This window comes from Pelagibius sp. Alg239-R121 (assembly GCF_947331435.1).
In the GTDB taxonomy this organism is placed as follows: domain Bacteria; phylum Pseudomonadota; class Alphaproteobacteria; order Kiloniellales; family Kiloniellaceae; genus Denitrobaculum.
Genome location: NZ_CAMZOF010000001.1, coordinates 425647 through 449613, shown reverse-complemented (window position 1 = coordinate 449613; position 23967 = coordinate 425647). Strand labels below are relative to the sequence as shown.

18 protein-coding genes are annotated in these 23967 nt (G+C 57.6%); 12 read left to right on the top strand and 6 right to left on the bottom strand.

Annotated features, from left to right (window positions below; translation table 11 throughout):
* Window positions 1-16 precede the first annotated feature (16 nt).
* Window positions 17-1915, bottom strand: a complete 1899-nt coding sequence (locus QMZ18_RS01895) for an asparagine synthetase B (RefSeq protein ID WP_282604533.1) — start codon at window positions 1913-1915, stop codon at window positions 17-19.
* 138 nt (window positions 1916-2053) lie between these two features.
* Window positions 2054-3247: a GNAT family N-acetyltransferase gene (locus QMZ18_RS01890; protein WP_282604532.1), complete on the bottom strand. Its 1194-nt coding sequence runs from the start codon at window positions 3245-3247 to the stop codon at window positions 2054-2056.
* Window positions 3248-3437: 190 nt separating this feature from the next.
* On the opposite strand from QMZ18_RS01890, the gene QMZ18_RS01885 reads away from it, so the two are divergent.
* Window positions 3438-4517, top strand: a complete 1080-nt coding sequence (locus QMZ18_RS01885) for a GNAT family N-acetyltransferase (RefSeq protein ID WP_282604531.1) — start codon at window positions 3438-3440, stop codon at window positions 4515-4517.
* Between the two features lie 182 nt (window positions 4518-4699).
* Complete coding sequence (locus QMZ18_RS01880) at window positions 4700-5278, top strand: lectin-like protein (protein WP_282604530.1); 579 nt, start codon at window positions 4700-4702, stop codon at window positions 5276-5278.
* Between the two features lie 238 nt (window positions 5279-5516).
* On the opposite strand, the gene QMZ18_RS01875 is transcribed toward QMZ18_RS01880, so the two are convergent.
* Window positions 5517-8015, bottom strand: coding sequence for a right-handed parallel beta-helix repeat-containing protein (locus QMZ18_RS01875; protein WP_282604529.1), 2499 nt, complete (start codon window positions 8013-8015; stop codon window positions 5517-5519).
* 282 nt (window positions 8016-8297) lie between these two features.
* Between QMZ18_RS01875 and QMZ18_RS01870 the strand changes: the two genes are divergently transcribed.
* Entirely contained in the window at window positions 8298-9350 is a 1053-nt protein-coding gene (locus QMZ18_RS01870; protein WP_282604528.1) for a polysaccharide deacetylase family protein, read from the top strand.
* 75 nt (window positions 9351-9425) lie between these two features.
* Here the strand turns inward: QMZ18_RS01870 and wecB are convergent, their stop codons facing one another.
* The 3 genes from wecB to QMZ18_RS01855 all read right to left on the bottom strand — a co-directional run bounded on the left by wecB (window position 9426) and on the right by QMZ18_RS01855 (window position 13519).
* Complete coding sequence (wecB, locus tag QMZ18_RS01865) at window positions 9426-10532, bottom strand: non-hydrolyzing UDP-N-acetylglucosamine 2-epimerase (RefSeq protein WP_282604527.1); 1107 nt, start codon at window positions 10530-10532, stop codon at window positions 9426-9428.
* Between the two features lie 9 nt (window positions 10533-10541).
* Window positions 10542-11912, bottom strand: a complete 1371-nt coding sequence (locus tag QMZ18_RS01860) for a glycosyltransferase (protein WP_282604526.1) — start codon at window positions 11910-11912, stop codon at window positions 10542-10544.
* 263 nt (window positions 11913-12175) lie between these two features.
* Window positions 12176-13519, bottom strand: a complete 1344-nt coding sequence (locus QMZ18_RS01855; RefSeq protein ID WP_282604525.1) for a putative O-glycosylation ligase, exosortase A system-associated — start codon at window positions 13517-13519, stop codon at window positions 12176-12178.
* Window positions 13520-13942: 423 nt separating this feature from the next.
* On the opposite strand from QMZ18_RS01855, the gene QMZ18_RS01850 reads away from it, so the two are divergent.
* The 9 genes from QMZ18_RS01850 to QMZ18_RS01810 all read left to right on the top strand — a co-directional run bounded on the left by QMZ18_RS01850 (window position 13943) and on the right by QMZ18_RS01810 (window position 23924).
* Window positions 13943-14170, top strand: coding sequence for a hypothetical protein (locus QMZ18_RS01850; RefSeq protein WP_282604524.1), 228 nt, complete (start codon window positions 13943-13945; stop codon window positions 14168-14170).
* A 156-nt stretch (window positions 14171-14326) separates the two neighbouring features.
* Window positions 14327-15334, top strand: coding sequence for a glycosyltransferase family 2 protein (locus QMZ18_RS01845; protein WP_282604523.1), 1008 nt, complete (start codon window positions 14327-14329; stop codon window positions 15332-15334).
* Window position 15335: 1 nt separating this feature from the next.
* Window positions 15336-15764: a GtrA family protein gene (locus QMZ18_RS01840; protein ID WP_282604522.1), complete on the top strand. Its 429-nt coding sequence runs from the start codon at window positions 15336-15338 to the stop codon at window positions 15762-15764.
* Window positions 15761-17275 carry a glycosyltransferase family 39 protein gene (locus QMZ18_RS01835; RefSeq protein WP_282604521.1) on the top strand — a complete coding sequence of 505 codons (1515 nt, stop codon included), beginning with the start codon at window positions 15761-15763 and terminating at the stop codon, window positions 17273-17275. Before QMZ18_RS01840 ends, QMZ18_RS01835 begins: the two co-directional genes overlap by 4 nt.
* Window positions 17276-17488: 213 nt before the next feature.
* Window positions 17489-18124: an XrtA/PEP-CTERM system exopolysaccharide export protein gene (locus QMZ18_RS01830; protein WP_282604520.1), complete on the top strand. Its 636-nt coding sequence runs from the start codon at window positions 17489-17491 to the stop codon at window positions 18122-18124.
* Between the two features lie 758 nt (window positions 18125-18882).
* Window positions 18883-20544 carry an XrtA system polysaccharide chain length determinant gene (locus tag QMZ18_RS01825; protein WP_282604519.1) on the top strand — a complete coding sequence of 554 codons (1662 nt, stop codon included), beginning with the start codon at window positions 18883-18885 and terminating at the stop codon, window positions 20542-20544.
* 27 nt (window positions 20545-20571) lie between these two features.
* Window positions 20572-21810 carry an XrtA-associated tyrosine autokinase gene (locus QMZ18_RS01820; RefSeq protein ID WP_282604518.1) on the top strand — a complete coding sequence of 413 codons (1239 nt, stop codon included), beginning with the start codon at window positions 20572-20574 and terminating at the stop codon, window positions 21808-21810.
* Window positions 21811-21884: 74 nt separating this feature from the next.
* Window positions 21885-22877: an XrtA/PEP-CTERM system-associated ATPase gene (locus QMZ18_RS01815; RefSeq protein WP_282604517.1), complete on the top strand. Its 993-nt coding sequence runs from the start codon at window positions 21885-21887 to the stop codon at window positions 22875-22877.
* A gap of 108 nt (window positions 22878-22985) precedes the next feature.
* Entirely contained in the window at window positions 22986-23924 is a 939-nt protein-coding gene (locus QMZ18_RS01810; protein WP_282604516.1) for an XrtA system polysaccharide deacetylase, read from the top strand.
* Window positions 23925-23967: the final 43 nt, after the last annotated feature.

Genomic DNA, 23967 nt, shown 5'->3' with positions numbered 1-23967 from the left:
CGTGTGCTCCGCCTGATCAGGCGGCTGTCGCGACGCTGGTTTGGTCCCGGTGTTTTTGAAACCACAACTCCAGAAGCATCAGGACCCAGATCAATTCGCCATGAAAAGACGAATGCCCGTTCCGGTGCGTTTCGATCGCCGAATCGAGGAACGCCGGCTGAAAGATGTTTCGGTTCTTGAGGGTCGCGAGACTGTCATAGGCCAGGGACTGCATGCCCGGATCGGTCTTGAGCCAGAGCCCGAACGGCAAGCCGAAACCGTGTTTTGATTTGGTGAGAGTGGCTGGCGGAAGAAAATCACGGACGGCGTACTTGAAGAAGGATCTCAACTTCCGCCCTTCCAGTTTCATCGCCGGAGGAATCTTTGCGGAGAAAGCCAGAACCTCTTCATCGAGCAGCGGGTAACGGACATCGACGCCCGCCAAAGCCGTGGTCTGCTCAACCTTGCGCAGATCGTCATCGGCCAGGGTGGTCCGGACATCGAGATAAAGCATTGAATCCAGAGACGACTCCGCCCCCGAATCGTCGTAATGCATCCGGAGCAGATGGTAGGGGTTCTGCCGGTCGATTGCCTCGACGACACCCGGCATGAAGCAATCGTTCAGATCGACTTCGTTGTAGTAGTTATAGCTCTCCAGGCGGTCCGGCAGGGGAACCTTTGCCCGCCGGATATAGCTGCGCGCCTTGCGCAGAGGCATCACACGGTCGCCGGCGGGAACATTCATCACGATGGGTTCCAGCAGGCCGCCGCGCAGCCAGCGGGGAATGTAGTTGTAAGCTTCGAAGATCTTCTGATCCGCGTAGCGTTCATTGCCGGCAAATAGTTCGTCGCCGCCGTCGCCTGCGAGCAGCAGATCGACTCCGTGCTCGCGCGCCATCTTGGCGCAGTAGTAGGCCGCGACCGCGGAACTGTTGCCATAGGGCTCGTCGTAGATGTCGGCGATCTTGGGAATGAAATCGACGATATCAGCGGGTGTGACGTAGTATTCCAGATGTTCGACGCCATAGTGTTCGGCTGTGATCCTGGCGTAGCCCATCTCGTTGTGCTCGACCGAGTCGAAGCCGACCCCGTAGGATTTAGCGCTCCCCCGGCTTTGCTCGGCCAGAAGTCCGGTCACTGTCGAGCTGTCGATGCCGCCGCTGAGGAACGATCCGGTCGAAGCGAAGTCCGCACCGGAGGTCGCACGGCTCACGGAGCGGCGCAGGACGGCCATCAGCTCTTCCGACAGTTCGTCCCGGCTGCGCGCATCGTCGCTGTAGTCGACCCGCCAGTAAGCGGCCGTCTTGACCTCGCCGTCTTCGTACCAGAGGCACTGGCCGGGCAGCAGTTTGCCGATCTCCTGAAAGATCGTTCCCGGTGCTGGAGAGCGGGTAAAGAACATGTAGTCGAAGATCGCCTGGTGGCTGAGGCTTCCGTTGATCTCGGGGTGGCCGGTTACGCAATCCGTCGTGGTCCCGAACACCACACCCTTGCCGGACGCTGGTCGAGCATAGCAGAGCGGCCGTATGCCGAGCCGGTCGATGGCCAGCAACGCAGTCTGCCGTTCGCTGTCCACAATGGCGAGAGCCCAGGCACCCATGATCCGTTGAAGCGCGTCACGGCCGTGACGTTTGTAGGCCTCTGCCAGCGCGGCCGCCTGGCCGTCACGAAGAGCAAGGGCTTCCAGTTCGGAATCGAGCCAGCGGGGGTAGCCCTCTATGGCCGCGATGACGGCGCCTTCGGCAAAGAGGCTGATACCCCCGGTCTGCCCGCTTCCCGCATCCCGTCCCTTGACGGAAAGGCCGGCGCCCGCATTGCTTTCGGCGCGCACCTGCGACCCGGAAAAGTCATAGAGTCCGCCGGTCATGGCCGAGAGCACGCCTTTGGCATCTCCCTCGGTCACGGCGCTGCCCAACCAACCACAAAGCCCGCTCATATTCGGCGTCGACCTTTCAATTGCACCCGCTGCGCCCTCTTCAGGGCCCAATTCGGTTTAATCACCTACAGCGCCGACCCTTCCAGAGTCTTAATGCTGTATTCTTTTGCGCTCGTTATAGCCTGAGCGCCCGTCATATCAACCGGCCTTCGCTTCGGCTTGTTTGCGCTCCGCGAGGCGTTGTTTAAGCTGTCTGAGCTGCTGCTCTAGCCGATTCTTGAATATATTGCGCTGCAAGACAAGCCAGGTCATGTCCTGCGTGGCATTGCCCAGGCTGCGCTTGTGCTGTCCATGCCCCGCCATGAAGTCGTAGATTCTGGCGCCCTGCCCCAGATTCTGCTCGATTGCGAGATAGTGGGTGACCAGTCCCGGCTTGCGCTTCGGGTCTTGGTCATAGCTGAAGCCGCTCTGATAGCCGTAGACGTAGCCGTGATGGACGAAATTGTAGAGATAGCCGATGGGCCGGCCGCCGGCGTCGGCGCGCAGCAGCTGTATTTTTCCCTCCGGGAAGCCCGCGGTGACCAATGCCCGGTGAAACTGACTGAAATAGGCATTGGAAAAGGACCCCGTTTCGCCCCGCGCAATCCAATAGCTTTGGTGCAGTTCGGCGAGCTGATCCAGGAAGCTGTGCGCCTCTTCCAGACTGCCTGCCGCTGTCAGGGTAAGCGGGCCGTCCGCCTCGTAGAGCCGCAGAGCGCGGCGGAGTTGCTGGCGCGTGTTGCGGCTGAGCTGTGAAAGATAATCGTCCTTGCCGCTTCGCACCTGCGCGAGATCCACGTAATCGCAGGGCTTGAGATCCGGAATCCAGGTCAAGAGCCCGAGATCGGATGCCGCACTGGAGACCTCGGCCAGAGTTTCAGGAAGCAGGCCGCTCAGACAAAGCTCGCTCCAGTCCGGGTCATGGCTTGCGAGCCAGCGCAGGGCCGCCGCAGTCACCTCTGCGCCTGCGTTCCTGTCGCTCAGGATGCCGCCGTATTCCAGCGTCAAGCGGTCGTGATAGGGATCCCCGGTTTCGTTGAGCAGCAGGCGGCCGACGGGCATGATCCGATGACGGTTACCGGCATGCAGGATCAGAATTCCCAATCCGACGAGCCGTCCGTCCGAGGTCACGCGCAGAATCCGGGGATTGAAGTGGGGCGGCAGGGTCTCCAGCCATGTTCCGATCCAGCACCAGGACTGAAAGAACGAGGAATCGCTGCGGGTCTCCAACTCCTGCCAGGCCGTACCGAGATCGGACAGCTTGGCGATCGGGTCGCAGGAAACCTCGTAGGGTGCGGTCATAGCCTCGGTTTTTACGTCTGTGATGGATGAAGGCGAATCGGAAGTTGTCATCGAACTGTTACGGTTATGTCCGTCGCAGATTTGCGAAAGGTCGTAGCATAGGCCGTTAACGAAATGCTATGTGGATCTGTGAATAGTTTCTTACTTATGGCGCTCGTGGCGGCCGATCTGCCCCTCAAGCTTCAAAATCATTGCGTCTCTTGTCATTTTTCAGCCAATCACTGTGCCGGTCTCACCCAGTATGCAATCGAAACTCTATAAAGACCTTAATGCTCTGCCCGCGGGCTATTCGGCGCTTTTCGAAGCGACCGCCCGCGAGAGTTTCTATGCGAGCCGGCCCTGGTTCGAGACACTTGCCGAGACCACGCGAGAGGCTGGGGATGCCCTTCAGCTCTATGGCCTCGAAGAAGATGACGGAACGGCGGTGGGATTGCTGGTTGCCCGCAGCGGCGTAGCCTCGGTCGCGGCCGGCAACGCGCGGACGCTGACCGGGTTCAGCACCATGTACACCACGCTTTTCCTGCCGCTCATCCATCCGACGGCGGTGACGCCGGACGCGGCTGCCGAGGGATTTGCCGGCGCATTGGCCGCGGAGAAACCGGCCTGGCAGAGTATCAATTTCGAATCTCTCGATCCGGCGGAACCTTTCTTTTCCGCTTTCGAAGCGGCATTGAGCCGGGCCGGGTTCGTGGTTCAGAGCTATGCGCACTTCGGCAACTGGTACGAAAGCACGGATGGCGACAGCCTCGAAAGCTTCATGGCGCGGCGGCCGTCGGCGCTGCGCAACACGGTCAAACGCAAGGGACGCAAGCTCGAAAAGATGGAAGAGGTCCGCTTCGAGATCCTTGCAGAGGGGGCCGCACTGGATCAGGCGATGGACGCCTACGACGTGATCTATGCCAACAGTTGGAAGGAGCCGGAGCCTTTTCCCGATTTCACCCGCCGCTTGGTTAAGGAAGCCGCCGCCGCCGGCTGCCTGTGCTTGGGGACGGTTTATCTAGGAGACCGGCCCGCGGCGTCGCAGATCTGGATCGTATCGGGCGGCCGCGCGACGATCTTCAAGCTGGCCTATGATGAAGAATTCAAGAAACTCTCTGCAGGATCGGTTCTGACCGTCAAGGTTCTGGAACATGTTCTGACGAACCATCAGGTCGTCGAGGTCGATTACGGGCGTGGCGATGACGCCTACAAAAAGCAGTGGTTGAGCGAGCGGCGCGAGCGGCGTGGCATTGTTGCCTTTAACCCCCGTACCCTTCAGGGGGCGGTCGGGGCCCTGCGGCATGTGGGTGTTGCCCGGCTGAAAGCGATGGTTAAGGGGTGATTCCTTGCCGTTGCAATCCATGGCACGGCATTGTGAGTTTCGCTGAGAATACCGGTAAAAATCCCTGTTTTCTGCCGTTTTGTTAACCAAAATGACACAGGATCCCTGTGATCAGAGAGTTGACTCACGGAATCGAACGCGTAAATTATATTGTTTGAACGAAGACAAGTTTGGGCTTTGAAATGATGCGAAACGTAGTTCTGGCTCTATTGATTATGATCGGTAGTGCGACGGCTGCCTTGGCCAAGCCCTTGATGGACAGCCCCGTCTACTACGAACCGACCGACAGCTATTTCGAGCTTGTGAGCTTGAAGAATCAGTATCCCGGCCGCTTCGTGCGCGACGAGAGCGGCTGGCTGGAGGTCAAAGGCCTGGCAGCAAAACGCTCCTATAAAGGGCGCCGTGGCCGGCTTGCCGTCGTGCGGGACAAGGCGACGCACAATTTTCTGCGTGAGACCTTCAAGCCAGATAAACCCTCCTGGTTTGGCCTCCAGTACCTTTGCAAGTACAACCGCTTGATCTGGGCGAACGGCCGTTTGCACGAAAAGAACGGTTTTCAGCGTTGGGGTCGGGTTTGGAATGTGCAGGGCAAACGGCCGAACAATCCGAACCGAAGCGATGGTTGCAGCAACTTCAACTATTTCTACGCGGTACACTATTGGTCGACCAGGTCCGGTTTTACCTGGAACGCCAATGCCAGAAACGTCCACTGGAAGATCATGTTCGTCGAGTATCCGGCCAAGGGGCAGTACTGGAAGTAGCCCTCGCTGCGGCAGTCTGGCGAAGACCTCGGGTAGATCCGGGTTGGACGAGATCGCCAAGGGCGGTCCTTCGTCCCGGTGAACCTAGCCTAATTCAATGAGATAGAGCGGAAGAGCGTTTTCGTCAGCAACACGCGCAAAGCGGGCCCGGGTTGCTGATTCGGTCGCTGTTTCGGCCGCTGATTCCTGCCTGCGCCGGGTTTGGCGCTGACACGATACCCTGTCGCCCGGAACAAGATCAGTTGATCTTTGGAAGTTCGGGATAGGGACCCAGGCCGGCCTCTTCACGCGTCTTGTACCACTTGTTCTCGCTGCCGGGTTTGGCGCCGCCGATGATGATGTTTTCTTTGACCTCCGGATCCGGAACGTCCCGGCTGTGGACAAAGCTGCGCGGCCGCTTTGCGGGCTCGATGACAACTTTATTGCCTGTGATCAAACTGGAATTGACAGGGAAACCCTTGATGCCCTTGTAGGCCAGCTCCAACCCGATCCCTATGATGTCGGGGTTGCTGCTTTTGCTGCCTTCCTGAAGAACGTTGTTCCGGATGACAACGGTTCCGCCGTTCGGGATGTCGATCAACCGGCTGTCCTTGCCGTCGAGGGAGGCTATGACATTGTTTTCAATCGTCGTCTTCGCGGCCCTGCTTTTGATCGCATGGCCCTCGTCCTTTGCCGAAAGGAAGACGCTGTTGCGGACCGTGAGTTCGGTTGCCCGGCCGATGTAGATGCCGTGCGCCCGGCCGCACTTGATGCCGCAGGCGCCGCCCAAACGCTCGAACTTGCTGTCCTCGACCAGGATGCTGCCGCCGCCCTTGGATTTTGTCAGCAGGCCTTGCTGGCTGTCGTGAAAATAGACATTGCGCAGCACCAGATTGTCGCCTTCCAGGCGGATACAGGCGCCGTTCCCGTCGCTGACGCCGATGCCGGAGCATTCGATGCCTTCAATCGTCGTGTTGTTGCCCTTGATGACCAGGGTGGCCTTGCCTTCGGCGGTTGTCTCCAGCAGGTGCGTCCCCTTTGATCCGCGTACGGTGACGTTGTTCGCCTTTAGAATGGCGGATTCGTAAAAGGTTGCGCCGCCTATGGTGATTACGGCGCCGTCCTTCGCTTCCCTGAAGGCCTTGCCGATATACCTGAATTTCTGGCAGCTCTCGCCATGACAGAGGGACACGACGCGATTGGGGTCGGGGACCGGTTTTTCTTTTGGCAAGCGGTAGAGCCAAATGCCCTGATTGGGGTTGCTGTAGGCCGCATATACGTCCAGCGCGTCGATATAAACGAACTTCGAATAGGGGCGGCTGCGCTTGGGGGCACGCCCTCCGTGGTTCTCGTAGAGCCCCCATTCATTGCTGACGGGATCCAGCGTAAAGACCCTGCGGTCGCCCGACCAATAGACCAGGTTTTTGTCCCGTGAGTTGTAGGCCACACCGGCGGTCTGATTGAAGGCCGGGCGGGTTGTCTTGTTCTCCAGTCCACCTACACTCGAGCCGTCGCCGAGCTTGGCGGATCTCACGCCGGCGCGGTCGCTGAGGACAAGGAGCCTGCGGACCGGATCGACCGCGGCGGTGCCGTCCGATCCCGTATTCCGCACCTTGCGCATGGTCGTATACTGCTTGCGTTCGACATCAAAGATCGACAGGCGATAGCGGGAAACAAGAAGGATGTTCCCGGTTGCCGGGTCCAGCTCAGCCGACTTGTAACCCTCGATATCCTTACCGTTATCCGGCCGATGCCCTGTCCAACTCTTGGTTTTCGGGTTGAACTCCCAGACCGGTGCTCCGGACCAGCCGTTGCCGCCGATGCAAAAGGGCACCTGCGACCAAAGGAAGAAGCTTTCGGTTTTGGGGCTGTAGACAATGCTGTCGTAGGTATGCCCGGGTACCGGTGCGTCGAACTTTCCATCGCCGTCAAGATCGGGAACCCGCGGACAGGGATGCTTGCGGCTCTTAGGCGCGTCCCACTTGCCGGTCTCAGGATTTTTGTAAACGAAGGGGCTGGGGTCTGTCAGCCGCGCCCAACTGAGGTCGACGAAATCGAAAGCGTAGACTTCGTTCCCGCTGTAATCCTTGTGACCGCCCCCATGGAAATACCAGAACCGGCCATCGAAGGTGGCGCCGTTCCAGGCTCTGACCACCGAACCCGGGCCGCTGACGCCACCGTTTTCGGGGGCCATGTCGCGAGATGCCAGGACCTGTCTGATTTCCGTGTTGGGAACCTGATACCAGCTGCCCGGCTTTAGATCGGCGACGATCTTTGCGAGCCCGGGCATCGCGGCTTGCTGGACGGCAAACTGCGCGCTGCCGGGTTTTGCCTGTGCGATTTCCGTTTTCGCTGCGCGCGCAGGCTTTTCGGCCTGCTTCAATTTGGGGGCCTGAATAGTTTTTGGAGCCTGAGCAGCTTTTGGAACTTGCACGGGCTTTGGCGGGGGTACGGCCTTGCGCGCGCTTGTCTTTTTTGCGCCAAGGTTCTTGATGTTTTCGACCGGCAGCTGCTCGATCTTATTGCGCGGTGGCGGGACCTGAATTCTCGGCTCGCCGCTTCCGTCTTTTTCGATGGTTGGATTGCCGTCGCTGCCACGGCGGATGGTACCGCTCTTCCAGTTGCCGCCGGTTGGGAGTTCGGCAATTTGGAACGTGACGCCCGGCGCGTCGGCATGGCCGGCAGCGGTGACGCCAACGAGCCCGGCAATGAGAACGCCCGAGACAACGGCGATACGGCTGGGGCCAAAAGGTCTCATCGCAAATCTCTTCCTATTCGTTCCGCCGGCAGCCTCGCGGCCTCCGTCTGGACGGTCACAATAATCATTCCGCCGCTGAGCGGCCACAATGCAGTTACAGAAGCTTAAATGAATCCAGATATTAAACAGCAGCTTCTATATTGTGGCGGACAGCGATCAACACAAGTTTGCAGGACGTTGAATTTATCGTTAACTCTTCACGGCCTGATCTGGACTATGCCGGCTGAGCGCTTGCCGGGGCCCTGAAGCGCTTTGAAAGAACAGCGGAGAGAGTGCTGGAACATGCTTGTAAAAGCGGCAAATAGACCGATCGATCTGCCCGCCGATATGGCGCCGCTCTTGACCGTGATTATCGACACGGAAGAGGAGTTCGATTGGGACCAGCCCTTTTCGCGCGACAATGTCGCGGTAGAGTCTATTGCCACGCAGCTGGCGGCGCAGGAAATCTTCGCGCGTTACGGAATAGTGCCCACCTATGTGATCGACTATCCGGTTGCGGCAACCGAATCCGCTGTGTCCTGCTTAAAGCCGCTGATGGAAGCCGGCGCCTGTGAAATCGGTGCGCATCTGCATCCCTGGGTCAGTCCGCCTTATGAGGAAGAGGTCTGCGCACTCAACTCCTATCCAGGCAACCTGGCCGCCGAATTGGAACGCAGCAAGCTGGTTCAACTGACGGATACGATTGAACGGAACTTTGGGCGGCGTCCGACCGTTTATAAGGCCGGGCGGTATGGCGTCGGCCCTAACACCGCCTCGATCCTGGCTGAGCTGGGTTACGAGGTCGACGTGAGCGTCGTTCCCTATACGGCTTTCACCAATGACGGCGGTCCGGATTTTCGTGACTTTGCCTTTCAGCCCTACTGGTTCGGAGACGATGACGCCCGGCTGCTTGAATTACCGCTCTCCTGCGGTTTCTACGGGGCGCTTTCTTCGCTCGGACAGCAGCTTTTCCCCTTGGTTTCCGGTCCGCTCGGACTCTCGGTCCGCTTGCCTGGAATTCTCTCGAGAAGCCACATGCTGGAACGCATCCGCCTGTCGCCTGAGGGCGCCAATCATGCCGAACACCGCCGGCTGACCAAAAGTCTGATGAAACAGGGGTGCCGGATGTTCTCCTTTACCTACCACAGTCCATCGCTCGCGGTCGGACATACGCCCTATGTGCGCAGCGAAGCCGAACTTCGTGGCTTCCTGGATTCCCTGGACCGCTATTTCGACTTTTTCATGAATGAGTTGGGTGGAAAGCCGACAACACCGGCAAGCTTTCGCGCGCAATTGAATGAGTCTGCACCGGCGGCCACGCCGTCACAAGCCGCGGCCGTTGCCGCTGGCGCTTAGGTTAAAACTCATATTCCTTGACGTTCTTTACGACAAAACTATGAGTTCTCAACCTAACCCGCTTCCGCTCGTCCTTTAGTGCAGCCGGCTTTTCAGGCTGGCAACCACGCGGCCTGCGGTTTTGCCGTCCCACATCTCGATGGTTTTCGCCTTGGGCCACTCACCCTCCAGGACCTGATCAACTGCGGCTTCGACGGCATCGGGCGCCGTCAGGCGATTGGTACCGTCGGTAATGGTGATCGGTCGTTCTGTATTGTCACGCACCGTGATGCAGGGGATATCCAGGTACGTCGTTTCTTCCTGTATCCCGCCTGAATCCGTGATCACGAGTTTGGCCTTGCGAACCAATCCCATGAATTCCACGTACCCCATGGGGTCAACGAGATGAACGCCCTTGGCGTTACTGAGAGACGTCATCAAATCGAAATCGTTGAGCTTCTGACGCGTTCTCGGGTGAGCGGCAAATACAAGATCGCAGCGTTGCGCCGCGCTGGAGATTCGTTCGACCAGGGTTTTCAGCTTGGCGGGATCATCCACGTTGGAGGGGCGATGCAGCGTGACCACGCCATATTGACCCGGCGTCAAATCCAGTTTTTCGTAGGTCGCAGCGGCTTCGATTTTTCCGCGAAGCATCTCATAGGCGTCGAGCATGATATTGCCGACTCGGTCGATCCGCGAATCATCCACGCCGGCCGCCTTCAAATGCGCGTCGCCGTCCGGCGAAGGGGTCCAGAGCAGGTTGGCGATCGAGTCGGTCACGATCCGGTTAATTTCTTCCGGCATGGTAAGGTCGCCGCTGCGTAAGCCGGCTTCCAGGTGGGCCACCGGGATGCAGAGCTTGGCCGCGACCAATGCGCAGGCAACGGTCGAATTGATGTCGCCGACCACCACGATCCAGTCGGGGCGCTGTTCGAAGCAGATTTTCTCATAAGCGATCATGACGCGGCCGGTCTGCTCGGCGTGCGTGCCGCTGCCGACTTCCAGGTGATGATCGGGTTCGGGCAATTGAAGATCGCTGAAGAAGGCGTCGGACATGTTCACGTCGTAGTGCTGCCCCGTATGAACGAGCACGGGACGGCAACAGTTTTCCGCCTTCAAGGCATGAAACAGCGGCGCGACTTTCATGAAGTTCGGCCGTGCGCCGGCGATGATATGGACTACGGCCAGATTTTGTTCGGACATCTGCTGGGCTTATCCTTTTGCGCCGCCCGGGGAGATGATTTCCCCCAGGAAACGATCGAGTTTGCTGTATTGATCATCGCGGGTCAGGCCGCTGCGCGCAGCTTCCGGCAGCGGTGGAATGCCCCCCGTGCGTTTCATGTCGAGCCAGATCTTGAGTTGTTCCGCAATCCGCTCTGGACTGCCGCCGTAGAAGCCCGCCTCCCGCTCCCGCAGGAACGCGGCGGGCACGCCATCCTCGAGGCCAAGCAACAGGATCGGCCGGCGGGCGCCCATGTATTCGAACAGCTTGCCGGGCACATTGCCTTGTTCGCGCGGATCATTCCATTGCATCAATAACAATATATCGGCGTTTTGTTGCAGTTCGACGGCTTCGCGGTGGGTGACCGGTGGATTGACGCTAACCAGAGGTTCGACCGCGTATTGCCGGGCGATCGGCCAGACGTGATCGGGGTTGGTTCCGTAGAAGTCCATGCGAATGCGGTCCGGGCTGAGGTTCAGGGACTGCATCGCCGCAAACAGCGGGGCGGGATCGCGGCGGCCGGGATAAATGCCGCCGGTGTAGACGATCCGCAATGCAACGTCTTCCGACGACCCCATGCTCGGCGCGCCTTCAAGTGCTTCCGGATCGTAGCCATTGTAGACTACCGCGACCGGCTTGCCGTACTTGGCCCGGTAATCCTCGGCCCAGGGCTCGGAGACCGTCACCAGTGCCGAAGAACGCCCGATCACCCGGCGTTCAAGCGATCCGTCGATTCGCAAGCGCCAGTCCGGCGGCGGATAATAGGGGTCGTCCACCCAGCGGTCGCGAAGTTCGGTGATCAATGGAACATCGAATCGCTTGCTGAGGCGATAACCGATCAGGAGGCCCGTAAAAGGCGGCCCAGTGGCATAGATAACGTCGGGCTTCCATTCTTTCAGAAGTTTCCGGCCCCTGGACATGGCATAGGGCATCCAGCCGATGCGGGCATCGGGCAGGTTTACGGCATTGCTGTAGAGGCCCCCCAGAGAGGAGCGAAGACGTTTTAATGCGCTTGGGGTGCTTGGTGTCTGCGTTTGTTCGGCAGTTGTTGAGATCTGCGCTTCAGATCCCGCCGAGTCGCCAGAATTCTGTTGCTTTCCCGATGACAGGAACGGGCGAAGGACGAACTTTGCCGCATCCGTCAGCCGGTCGGGCAAGGCGTTGACGTCCGCCCAGGGGGCATAGAGCACCTGCTCCTCCGGCACCTCCAGAGGCAGCGTCTTGGGAAACGGCAATTCTTCCGCGGCCAAAACCTTGAGGTCGTGACCTTGCTGAGAGAGAAACCGCGCCATGCGTCCCATTCGAACGGCACCAATGGTATTGGCCGGCGGAAAGAACCAGGACACCATGAGTATTTTCACTGGCCGCTCCAGGTGTTGCGCGCCTGTCGAGTGTGGCGCGTCTGTCGAGTGCAGCGCGTCTGCCGAGCTCTGGGATTGGAAAGATTGCTGGCCGTCACGATCCGTTGTTTTCCCCCAATTCGTACACTGCATCCGGCAGTCACGGTCTTAGTCAAATGCTGTGGGCGTTACTGTTCTTGCCGCCTGCCTCAGCAATGGAGACATCACGCAAGGCCTCGGCGTTCCTGCCGTAATGCCTAAGCTCTGAATTTGTCGAGAACTTTCTATCGGTTCGATACTAAGAAATCATTTCGCGCCTGATAAGCAGGCAAGGCCGGCGTGGCACCGGGCACGGGAGCCGGAGTCTGGACCTTCGCTTTGATGGTATTCGTCAGGTTTTGATGAACCAGGATCTTCGCCACCATGACAATGGTCAGAAGATGATAGAAAAGATCGTAAAAAGCCATGTTCAGGAAGGCGCCGCCAACGGCATAACCAACGAGACTCAGAAAAATCATGGTGGAGAGTTCGTGAGCCCATCGAAGCTCGGTACGGTATTTTGTGCGCGCTCTTATCCACCTGCAGTTGTATGCAGAGACGAGCCCCAGGATCGTAAACAATCCAAGGCCGATGAATCCATGCTCCCCGAGAACCTCAAAGTAGATGCTGTGGAAGGCCCGGGGTTTCACGGCTTCGGGGACGTACTCCATGAAGAGTTCATGTTCGAACTGCACAAGGAAACCGCCGCCAAAAATCGGGTTCCGTTTAGCAACTTCGAAGGCAAACTTCCAAGCGTCGAAACGGCCCATTGCGGACCCGTCCTCTTCGTAGGTTTCGAGCGTGTTCATGCGCTCGATCCACTGTTCCGGCGCAAAGGCCACGCCGACGCTCAGCACGACCACCAGTCCCATGACGATCATTAATTTTCTGCGAGCCCGCAGCAGCAGCATCAAGGCCATAACGGTTGCCGCGAGCAGCGCGCCGCGTGAATAGGAGGCGAACACAGCCAGACCCGTCAGCACCATGGAGATACCCAGGGCGCGCCGTATCCATATGTTTTCAGTGGTGACCTGCAGGTAGCGCATCAGCGGCATGACAACGAGCAGCGAAAAGGCGAGCTGGTTGTTATCGCCGATAAAGGTGTTGGCCGGACCCCAGACCCGGTAATTACCGGCGGTGAGGATGGCAAAGATGCCGCCCTTTACGCCATAGAAACCCAGGGAAATAACAATAATCCAGATCAGCGCCTGCAGGCGTTCGCGATTGGTGACCAGCACCATGGTCACGAATGTCATGGCCAGGATCTTGATTGTGCGGTCCCATTTGACCGCTGCCTGGTCGGGCACGATCGCAAAGACGGTGGTTATGCTGACCCAGATGGTGATCATCACGATCAGCACCGACATGGCGTTTAACGGAAAGCGTTTTGGTTCACGCGAAATCACGAACCCAACGATCGTAATCGCTGCGACTCCCAGTGCGAACGGCATGCTGTAAGCCCATCCCCAGGTCAACCTGTGGGGATTCATATAGGACAGCCAGCACCACATGGTGATCCCGACATAGGGCCGCATGAAAATGACCGGAAAGGTCAAAAGAATATTGGCAGTGATGAAGAGATCCCGCATCGCGGCGCGAACCACCTTGTGAACGTCTGAAATTTAACTCAACAGCAAAACTTACAACGGACAATACGGTACAACAGCTTGACGGACCATAAATATCCGGGTTGGCGTCTGGGGGCAACAGAAGCCTACAAACAGATATGCTCCTGCATCCCGTCAGGCTGTGGTCTCGATCTCTGCGGGGACTCAAACACGAACCGCTTCAATTATAAGTGTTTTTGTGGGAGTGGAATATGCTATTTAAGCCGGTGATTGATACCGAATTCTATGGGATCGGAGCGAGTTTGGGCTCAACGCGCTCCTCCGTAAGGTCCCGCCAAGGATCGAAGGAATTTCGTCACTGTTTTTGTGGTAGATCTGTCAGCCCGAAGCCGGTTTGACCTGATAATTGAAACCACGCCCGACAATTGAAGCCAAGGACGACGGATGATCGACTTTTTATCCAGCTTGTTGAGCGCCGGTCTGCTGCTCTCTGCGATCGGCCTTGTCGGCGCTTTGATACACTGGTCGATCAAGAACGATGCCAGTGAATCGATCGGAGAGCAGACGGGGTGGTTCAAGATGAAGGATTTTGAAGCCGAAAAACAGCTGGAGACCGAAAATAAGCTGCGAACGGTGCAAAGCAGGCTTCACGATCAGGATTTTCGTTCCTGACGCCCTCTCGTGAAAGTTTCGAATTGCTTAAGCGGCCGATGGACGGCCTTGGCCATCGCCTCACCCTCCGAAAAGGACTCTAAACCCGCCGTTGCCCGGATGCGGACAAGTGTGCCGGCCTATGCCAGCCGGTTCGATGAAACAAAGAAGTGAAGAATGCGTGTTGCTGTAGTCATCCCCTGCTTTAAGGTGAAAAGCCTCGTATTGCCCGTGCTCGCAGCCATCGGCGACGAAGTCGAGGCGATTTACGCGATCGATGACTGCTGCCCTGAGGGATCCGGGGCCTTCATCGAGGAAAATTGCGCCGATCCGCGCCTTACGGTGCACCGGCACGAAAAGAACAAAGGTGTCGGCGGCGCCATCATGACCGGCTACGGCCTCGCGCTTGGCGACGGCATGGACATCATTGTTAAGGTGGACGGCGACGGCCAGATGGATCCGGCGTTGATATCCGAACTCATCCGTCACATCGTCAATCTCGATGCCGATTACGTTAAGGGCAACCGCTTTTACTCACTCTACGACGTTCACTCCATGCCGCCCGTGCGGCTGTTCGGCAACGCCGTTCTGAGCTTCATGACGAAAATCTCCAGCGGTTACTGGCGGATCTTCGACCCGACAAACGGCTTCACGGCCATTAGCGCGATTGCGGCGAAACGCCTGAACTTCGAAAACATTTCCGAGCGCTACTTCTTCGAAACCGACATGCTGATCAATCTCGGCGGCATTCGTGCAGTCGTTCACGATTTCCCGATGCAGGCGGTTTACGCGGACGAGGAAAGCAATCTCAAGGTCAGAGATATCGCCGTCAGTTTTCTGATCAAGCACGTAAAGGCCTCGGTCCGGCGAATTTTCTACACCTATTTTCTGCGCGACTTTTCCGTCGCCTCGGTAAACCTCTTTTTCAGCATTCTCTTCGGCTTGTTCGGAATGATATTTGGCGCGATCGAGTGGTCTCACTCGATCCAGACCGGTATTCCGGCATCGACCGGCACGGTGATGATCGCCGTCCTGCCGATTATCCTGAGTGTTCAGTTTTTCATCGCCTTTCTCTCTCATGACATCGGGAACGAGCCGACGGTTCCGCTTATCAGGTCGAAGTACGATAGAGTTTTGCTGCCGAAAGCCTCTGAGCGTCTTAAAGCGCCGGAACGGACCGGGTAAAATGTTCGACGCCAGTTTTATCAAGCAGACGGTGCTCTACGTCGCTGTCGGCGGAGTTGTCTATCTGGTCGACCTCGGCAGCTTTACCGCTGTCGTTCTGACCTGGCCGGATCAGCATCTTCTGGGGAATACCCTGGCCAAGATTGCGGGCGCGCTTACCGGATTTATCCTGCACAAATACCTCACCTTTGCGGGAGATCAGAGCGACCCTGTCCACAAGCAGGCTCTGCGTTACGTCACTTTGCTGGCCGTGAATATCGCCGGCGCGAACTTTCTGCTCTACATCTTTATCGACATTCTCGCGGCGCCGACCTTGCCGGCCAAGATCGGCGTCGATGTGCTTGTCATCATTTCCAGCTTCTTCATCAGCCGCCATCTCGTGTTCAAGAAGAATAAGAAGCAACCCGGGTCCGAAGAGGTTCCACAATGACGTTCTCCGCTATCGCGGATTCACCCCGCAAGGTCGTGGGGCTTTCGCTAGTCGCGTTCCTCCTGCTCGTTGCCTACGCCTGGGTCGGGTATCTCGGTTCGGACGATGTGACCTATGCCGACGGGGCCTACGGCTGGATTGAGTCGTTTCCCTATGTCGGCGGGCACGGCACGGTCCGCTATACCATCACTGTTCCAATGGCTCTGTCGTTCCTCGCCCTGGGCGAAAGCGAATTCGCCATGACCCTGCCCACACTGATCTACGGCATGGGGCTTATCGCACTCATTGTCCTGATGCTTCACCGCGCGTTGGGCGCCCTGCCCGCTTCTCTGGGCGCCGTCCTCTTGGTGACCAGCCCCTTGCTGGTGACCTGGGCGACCATCGCATCGGTCGATATCATCGAGGCCTTCTTTATCTTCGCGTCCCTGTTTTGCTTTTACGAATCGGCGAGACGGGAGGTCAGTTGGCCCTTTCTTCTGGCCGCCGGCGCCCTCGCGGGGCTGGGGTTTCTCACCCGGGAAACAACCGTCTTTTTCCTGGTGTTCTACGGGGTCGCGTTCCTGACCGGCTACGGCATACGGCGGCTTCAGCATTTCGTCATGGCGGCGGGGTTCTTTGCCGTATGGCTCGCCGAAGTCGTCTATTTCTTCATCATGACGGGCGACCCGCTTTACCGGATCAATATTTCCCTGAACCACGACAGCACCATCGATCGCAGCATCGATGTGGCCGGCAACGTCATAGCGCACCCGATCATCGATCCCCTGCTGGTCTTACTCGCCAATCAGGAGTTTGCGGTCCTTTTTTGGGTCGTCCTTCCTGCCGGCCTGTGGCTCCTGCTGAGCAAATCGGTTTCTCCGGCGGTTCGTCAAAGCGCCGTGTTCTTCGGCAGCGTGGGGCTTATCTGGCTGCTCTGCGTAGGCGCCGTTCAGTCTTTGCTGCCACTCAATCCGAGATATTTCCTCATCTCGGCGATCTGCGCCTCGGTCCTCACCGCCCTCGCGATCGCCGAGTCGTTTCGCCTGCGCCGCCATTTTTGGGCCGCTGCGGTGCTGCTGTTGGTTCTGGCGGGCAACTTTGCCGGAATCTATGTGGAAAACCGGAACCATATGTTCGGTGAGAGAGCGCTCACGGCTGCCGCCGCGCGCTATGGGGAAGCTCTTTACACCGACCCTCTGACACATCGCCGTGCGGAACTGCTGCTGAAATGGAGCGACGATGGAAAATCCGTGTTGAAGGCGCCGCCGCCGCCGGGAAGCCTCTATCTTTACAACGAGCCGCGCGCACAATCCCTGGACAACTGGGTGTCGGAGGAGGTCATCGGCAGCTACCAGCCGCAGGAATCCTGGGAGTTGCTTGAGACCGTTACGCCGAGCTCGAAGCTTGCGGGGACGATCCTCAGGATGATCGGTGTGGAAGATTTCCTGCCCTATAAACTGAAGAACGCTCTCTCCGAAGGGCATCCGGGAATCAAGCTCTATCGGCTTCCTGACACGGCGGCGAGCGGCTGATCCGGGCGTAGAGACAGTCAGAACGCAATGGCTTTTGCCGATTCGAGGCCATGGTGCGAGAGAAAAAGCATGGTTAAATCTTAACCGATTTAGCGCTATAAGCGTGGTGATCACGGTGAACGAGCCTATTTTTCAAGGACTTTCGGCTCACCGCGTCTTTACCAGCGAAGAGGTTGGGTGTAAAACCCACTGTAATAGCTTGAGGGGGTCCAGATGGTTCTTAGTCCGTTGGGTGCAAAAAAGGTTCTTACCGCCTTGGTGGTGGGGGCTACGTTGTTCCTCGTTGGTTGTTCCGGTGATAAGGGAGATCTTCCGGCCGCCAAGTTGGGGGAAGAGTCGGTTGCTCCGATGTATCGGATTGGTGCCGGCGACAACTTGAATATCTTTGTCTGGCGTAATGCGGAGCTGACGATTTCAGTTCCGGTTCGGCCGGACGGCCGCATTTCGGTTCCTTTGATGGAGGATCTGGAAGCTGCCAACAAAACGCCGAGTGAGCTGGCGCGCGAAATCGAAGAAAAGCTGGCGGTATTCGTTCAAGATCCGATCGTAACCATCATCGTGACTGGTTTCGTCGGTCCTTTCACCCAACAGGTACGGGTGCTTGGCGAGGCGTCTCAACCGCGGGCCATTCCCTATCGCGCAAATATGACGGCGCTCGACGTGATGATTTCGGTCGGGGGACTGACGCAGTTCGCAGACGGTAACGACGCGACGATCGTGCGGCTGGTCGGTGACGATCAGAAAGAATTCCGGGTTCGCTTGGACGATTTGATCAAGGACGGCGATATTACCGCGAATGTTGCGATCCTGCCTGGTGACGTTCTGATCGTACCGGAAAGCGTTTTCTAGTTTTATTGTATCACTAGATGCTATTAAGAGGGGTGCCGTGATGGCGCCCCTCGCGCGTTTAAAGTGCGTGTTTATTTGGATGTTGTTGCAATTAAGAGTAGATTTAGGCCGCTAAGTGCATTTGCCCTCTATCCGATGCTGCGCGGGGAAGGCGTGATTGCTGATTTGCTGTCCTGGCCGGCCATTCGGAGTGATCGGAAGGTTAAAAATAGGTCGAATATACTGCAGAATCGATCGACGTTATGGCGGCTTCACATTGAACTGATTAAAAAATTTCTCGATTTCCTGTACGCCAAAGGGTTAAAACACGTATACGAACATTGTTGGTGGCGAGACAGCTATCTGGGAAACGAAACTGTTGGACGATTGACGCCGTGAAGCCCTGGGCTTCAACCTCACGTACAAATCAATTGGGTGTGTGAACGGAAACTTGTCATTGTCCTGCCACAATTGGGACTTAACTGACCTGGAAAGCGAGAAGGATACCACGCCAATCGTTGCTCAGGCTGATGCAGGAAGATGGCAGTGCTGATTGTAGCTGCCCGGGAGTTCTTTGCGGAAGTTGGGCTGGTTGTAGTGAGTTTGTTGTCTGCACAAAGTCATTGCGCCAACAAAAATCACCTGCTTGTCAGGAATTGTTAATATTGAATCTTTAAACAAATCGGATAGAAAATGCGCCTAGCACAAAGCTGCAGATTGCAAATTTATCCTACGAAGCACGAAATTAGGACGTACTTAAAGGACGGTCGAGCGTCGAGATGAGCGACATCTACGCACAGTTTATATTCTATTGTAACGCAGTATGGCAGCGGCGCTGGTATGCGATGATCACGGCGTGGCTCGTGTGCATCGGCGGTTGGTTCTACGTTGCAACCATTCCCGACGTGTACGTTGCGTCCGGCCGTCTGTACGTCGATACGGCCAGCATGTTGCGGCCCTTGCTGCAGGGACTGGCGGTGGATACCAACATCCGCTCCGAAATCCGGCTTATGCAGCAGACACTGCTCAGCCGGCCAAATCTGCAAAAAGTCGCCCGGATGACCGATCTGGACATCACCGCGACGACACCGGATCAGATGGAGCGCTTGATCGAACGGCTGGACGATAAAACCAGGGTTCAGTCGAACGGCGGGAACCTCTTCAAGGTCAGTTTCGAGGATGGTGATCCGGTTCGTGCACGCGACGTTGTCGATGCCCTGCTGACGATCTTCGTCGAGGGTAACCTGGGTCAGAGCCGCGATGATATGGACACGGCCCAGCGGTTTATCGGCGAACAAATCAAGGATTACGAGCGTCAGCTCGAGCAGGCCGAAGAGCGCCTCGCCAATTTCAAGCAGCAAAACTTCGATGCTCTTCCGGGAGCGGCCGGCTACCACGGCCGGGTCGAGCGGGCTGAGAGCGGTCTGGTGTCTGCAGAAAACAATCTGAATGCCGCAATTACCCAGCGCGCGCTCCTGCAGCGTGAACTGGCATCCGTGCCGGAACTGATCGGCGGCGCTTCAAATATTGGGTTGAGCTCGGGGCCGCCATCGGACACGACGCTGCGGATTATTGAGATTGAGGCGCAGATCCAGGAACTCTTGACCCGTTACACGGAAAAGCACCCAGACGTCGTGATTGCGCAGCGCAGACTGGCAGCGCTGGAAGCGAAAAACGAACGCGAATTGGAAGCGGCGTTGGAGAGCGAGCTCAGCATCGGAGACCAGCCGGCCGAAGAAACGGGCGTGCCAAATCCGCTCTACGCGCAAATGCAGCTGCGCCTGATCGAGCAGCAGTCGATCATTCAGATCAATCAACGCCGCGTGGACCAGATCAAGGGTCAGATCGAGGAGCTCGAGAGGCTGCGTGCAAATGTACCGGCTGTTGAGGCCGAGCTGAAGAAGCTGAACCGCGATTACGCGATCATCAAAACCAATTACGACGAGCTTCTCAAGCGACGTGAATCTGCCCGGCTTTCGCAGGAGCGCGAAGTCAGTGCCGAACCCGTGCAGTTCCGTATCGTAGATCCGCCTGAAATTCCGGCTTTGCCTGATGGACCGAACCGCGGTTTGTTTTTGACGGTTGTCCTGTTCGCAGGCCTTGGCGCAGGGGTCGGACTGTCGTGGGTGATGATCTTTATTCAGGATACTTTCCACGATGCCTCCAATCTTGGCGCGGCTTTTGCGCTCCCGGTATTGGGTACGGTGACCGCGGTCCAGGATCTGACCAAACGCGGCTGGGGCTTTTCCAAGCTGGCAGGCACGGCGATAGTTCTTGTGGCGATGGTCGGTACTTATGGATCCTTGATGCGTCTTGAGCAGCAGGTCGGATTAAGTAATCTGGATATTGTAAGGGAAAGTGGAAACATTCCGGCGGTACTCAACGAAACGATTTCCAGCAAACTCATGCCGCTGATCTCCGGCGTATTCGGCGACAACTGAGGTTTTGAGATGAGGGGATACTGAGTTATGGACCGTCCAGACGGCAGCAGGTCTAAGGCCAAGGCGCGCGGCGGCCCTTCACTGGTTGAAAAAGCAGCCGCGAAGTTGGGGTCTGCGAGCACGCATCAGAACTTTCCGCCGGTTGAAACCGTCCTTTCTTCCGTGGAGGCCGCTTCCGTGCAGCCGGCACCGGTGGAATCTGCGCAGGAGCCTGTCGCCCAGGCGATACCTCAGCAACAACCCGTGCCGGTTCCGCAGCCGGCCCCGGTTCACGCAGAGCCTGTTGAGCCGGCCCAGGCTCAGCCGACACCCGTTCAACCTGCGCCGGTCCAGCCAGCACCGGTCCAACCAGCACCGGTCCAGGCAGCTCCCATTCAGGCAGCTCCTGTTCAGCCGATGCCAGTGCAGGCCGAACCGGCCCGGCCAGTACCCGCCCCCGCGGAACATACGCCTCCTACAGGCACCTATTCCCCCAATGGCGCAGCCGCGCCGACGGGCACGACGCTTCCAGCGCGTGGCAGCCGGCAGGTAATGATCGATTTTAATCGCCTGCGGGTCGAAGGAATTCTGACGCCAGACCGAGGACGTTCGCTGACGACCGAAGAGTTTCGGATCATCAAGAACTCTGTTCTGCGCAACCGTTGGCAGGAAAACAGCAACCTGCACAATCTGATCATGGTCACCAGTGCGGTCCCGGGCGAAGGGAAGACCTTTACCGCGATTAACCTGGCAATGAGCATTTCGACCGAGAAAGACCTGACGGTCCTGTTAATTGATGGCGATCTTTCACGCCCGAGTATTGTAAGCCGGCTCGGCATCTCCGCGGACAAGGGACTCTTGGATCTGTTGGAAGATCCGTCGCTCGATGTGGGCGACGTGATTCTCCGGACCAATGTCGAGTCTCTCTCGATCATACCGGCCGGCAAACCGAACCACATGTCGACGGAGCTGCTCGCCAGCACGCGCATGAAACGTTTGGTCGAGGAGATTTCCAAGCGGTATCCGGATCGGATTATCGTATTCGATGCGCCGCCCGTACTGGCAACGACAGAGTCGTCGATCCTGGCGCGTCATGCCGATCAGATCATTTTCGTGGTGGAAGCCGAAGGAACCCGCCGTTCGGCGGTGAAGTCGGCACTGGATCTGATCAGCACCTGTCCAAACATCGGTATGGTTCTAAACAAGGCACGCCCACAGTTCGGTGCGACGCAGTTTGGGTCCTACTACGGCGGATACTATGCGTACGGCGACATTGAGAAATCATAAGCTTCACACACAGGCGATAGCGTTAAAGGCTAGATTACGGGCCGCAGCGCAACAAAGGGATCCGGCCTAAGGATATGTATACCGATTTCTACAATCTGACAGGGCTTCCGTTCCAGCTCACCCCGGACTACCGGTTCTTCTATACGAGTCAGCCGCATAAGAAAGCGGTTGCCTACGTGACCTATGGTCTGAGCAAAGGTGAAGGTTTCATCGTCATAACCGGTGAAGTCGGGGCTGGCAAAACCACCCTGATGGACTATTTCCTGTCCTCGTTGCAGGGGCAGCGGCTGATTACGGCGCGCGTCGTGACGACGCAGATCGAGGCGGACAGTCTGTTGCGCCTGGTTGCGGCTTCATTCGGTCTTTCGCAGGAAGGTGCGGACAAGGCGACCATTCTGAAGCGGATCGAGGCTTTCCTGCTCGAATGCCATCGCGATGGCAGCCGTCCACTGCTGATTATCGACGAAGTGCAAAGCCTGAAGCATTCTTCACTCGAAGAGCTGCGGATGCTGTCGAATTTCCAGAGTGAACACAAATCGCTGTTGCAGATTTATCTGGTCGGACAGCCGGAGTTTCGCAGAACCCTCGCGAGTGCCAGTCTGGAGCAGTTGCGTCAGCGGGTCATTGCGACGTACCACTTGCAGCCGCTGGATGCCGATGAGGTGCGCTCTTACGTCGAACATCGTCTCAAACTGGTCGGTTGGCAGGAAGATCCACGCATCAACGAAGCGGCTTATCCGATTATTTATTCCGAAACGGCAGGTGTTCCACGGCGTATAAACCTTCTCTGCGACCGTTTGCTCCTTGCAAGCTATCTTGAAGACAGGCACGAGATCGAAGCAGAGGATGTTGAGGATGTGGTTCTCGACATGCGCAAGGAGGGAGCTGCTCTTCCTCCCATGACGCTGGCGCGCGACAATCACGATGTCATAGAGACGCCGCAGGACGCCCGACTGACAACAGGGGGCTCCAACGGGCTTTCCGACGGTTCGTCGAGTACGAATCCCGATCTTGACAGATTGTTTCAACGCGTCTCCGCGCTGGAGAGTGGGCGCGGTAAGAATTAACCCGAAGGATTGGTTTCTGCGGCTGATGCCGTTCGTGTGGAAACCGGTGGGTGTCGGCGGTTGCGCAGTAGCCCGTTAGCTTCACAGCGCTCGCCATGGAGGCGGTAAATGGAACGAGACACGGAAATGTCCGATACGCCGGCGGCAGGCGCCATCGCGGCGGAATCAGATCACAGCAGTCGTGCGGTGGCCGGCGGTGGCATCGTCAATGCCATGTCGGTCGACGTTGAGGATTACTTCCAGGTCTCTGCCTTTGCAGATCAGATCACCCGTGATGACTGGGACAGTCATGGCTGCCGGGTCGAGAGAAACACCGACGTCATTCTTCAGATGTTTGCCGATCATGGCGCAAAAGCGACGTTTTTCACTCTGGGCTGGGTTGCGGAACGCTATCCCGATTTGATTCGTCGTATCGTCGCGGAAGGCCACGAGCTGGCCAGCCATGGATACGAGCACACCCGTGTTCATCATCAGACCGAAGATCAGTTCCAGGCAGATGTCCATCGAACCAAAGCCATCCTGGAGGATATCGGAAGCTGCGCTGTGACCGGCTATCGCGCCGCCAGTTTTTCGATCGACGAGCGCACACCCTGGGCCTTCGATGTGTTGGCGCGTGAAGGGCATGTCTACAGCTCCAGCGTCTATCCGATTAATCATGATCTCTATGGCATGCCGTCGGCGCCGAGATTTGCTTTCACGCCATCAAAAGACAACGATCTCCTGGAAATACCGGTCACGACGGTGACTGTCGGCAGTAAAAAATTTCCCTGTGGCGGCGGCGGCTATTTTCGCCTGCTGCCCTATCTCTATTCCCGCTGGGCCATGCGGCGCGTGAACCAGCAGGACGGCGAGCCATGCATGTTCTATTTCCATCCCTGGGAAATCGATCCCGAGCAACCGCGGATTCCGGGCGCTTCGGCCAAATCCAAGTTCCGTCACTACACCAATCTGGGGCGCATGGAAGCACGGCTGCGGGTGGTCCTGAACGACTTCTCCTGGGACCGGGTCGACCGGGTCTTTCTCGAACGTCATCGTATGGCGGCGTGAGGCGTTTGTGGTAGGGGGGATTGTAATCAGGCGCCTTGATGAT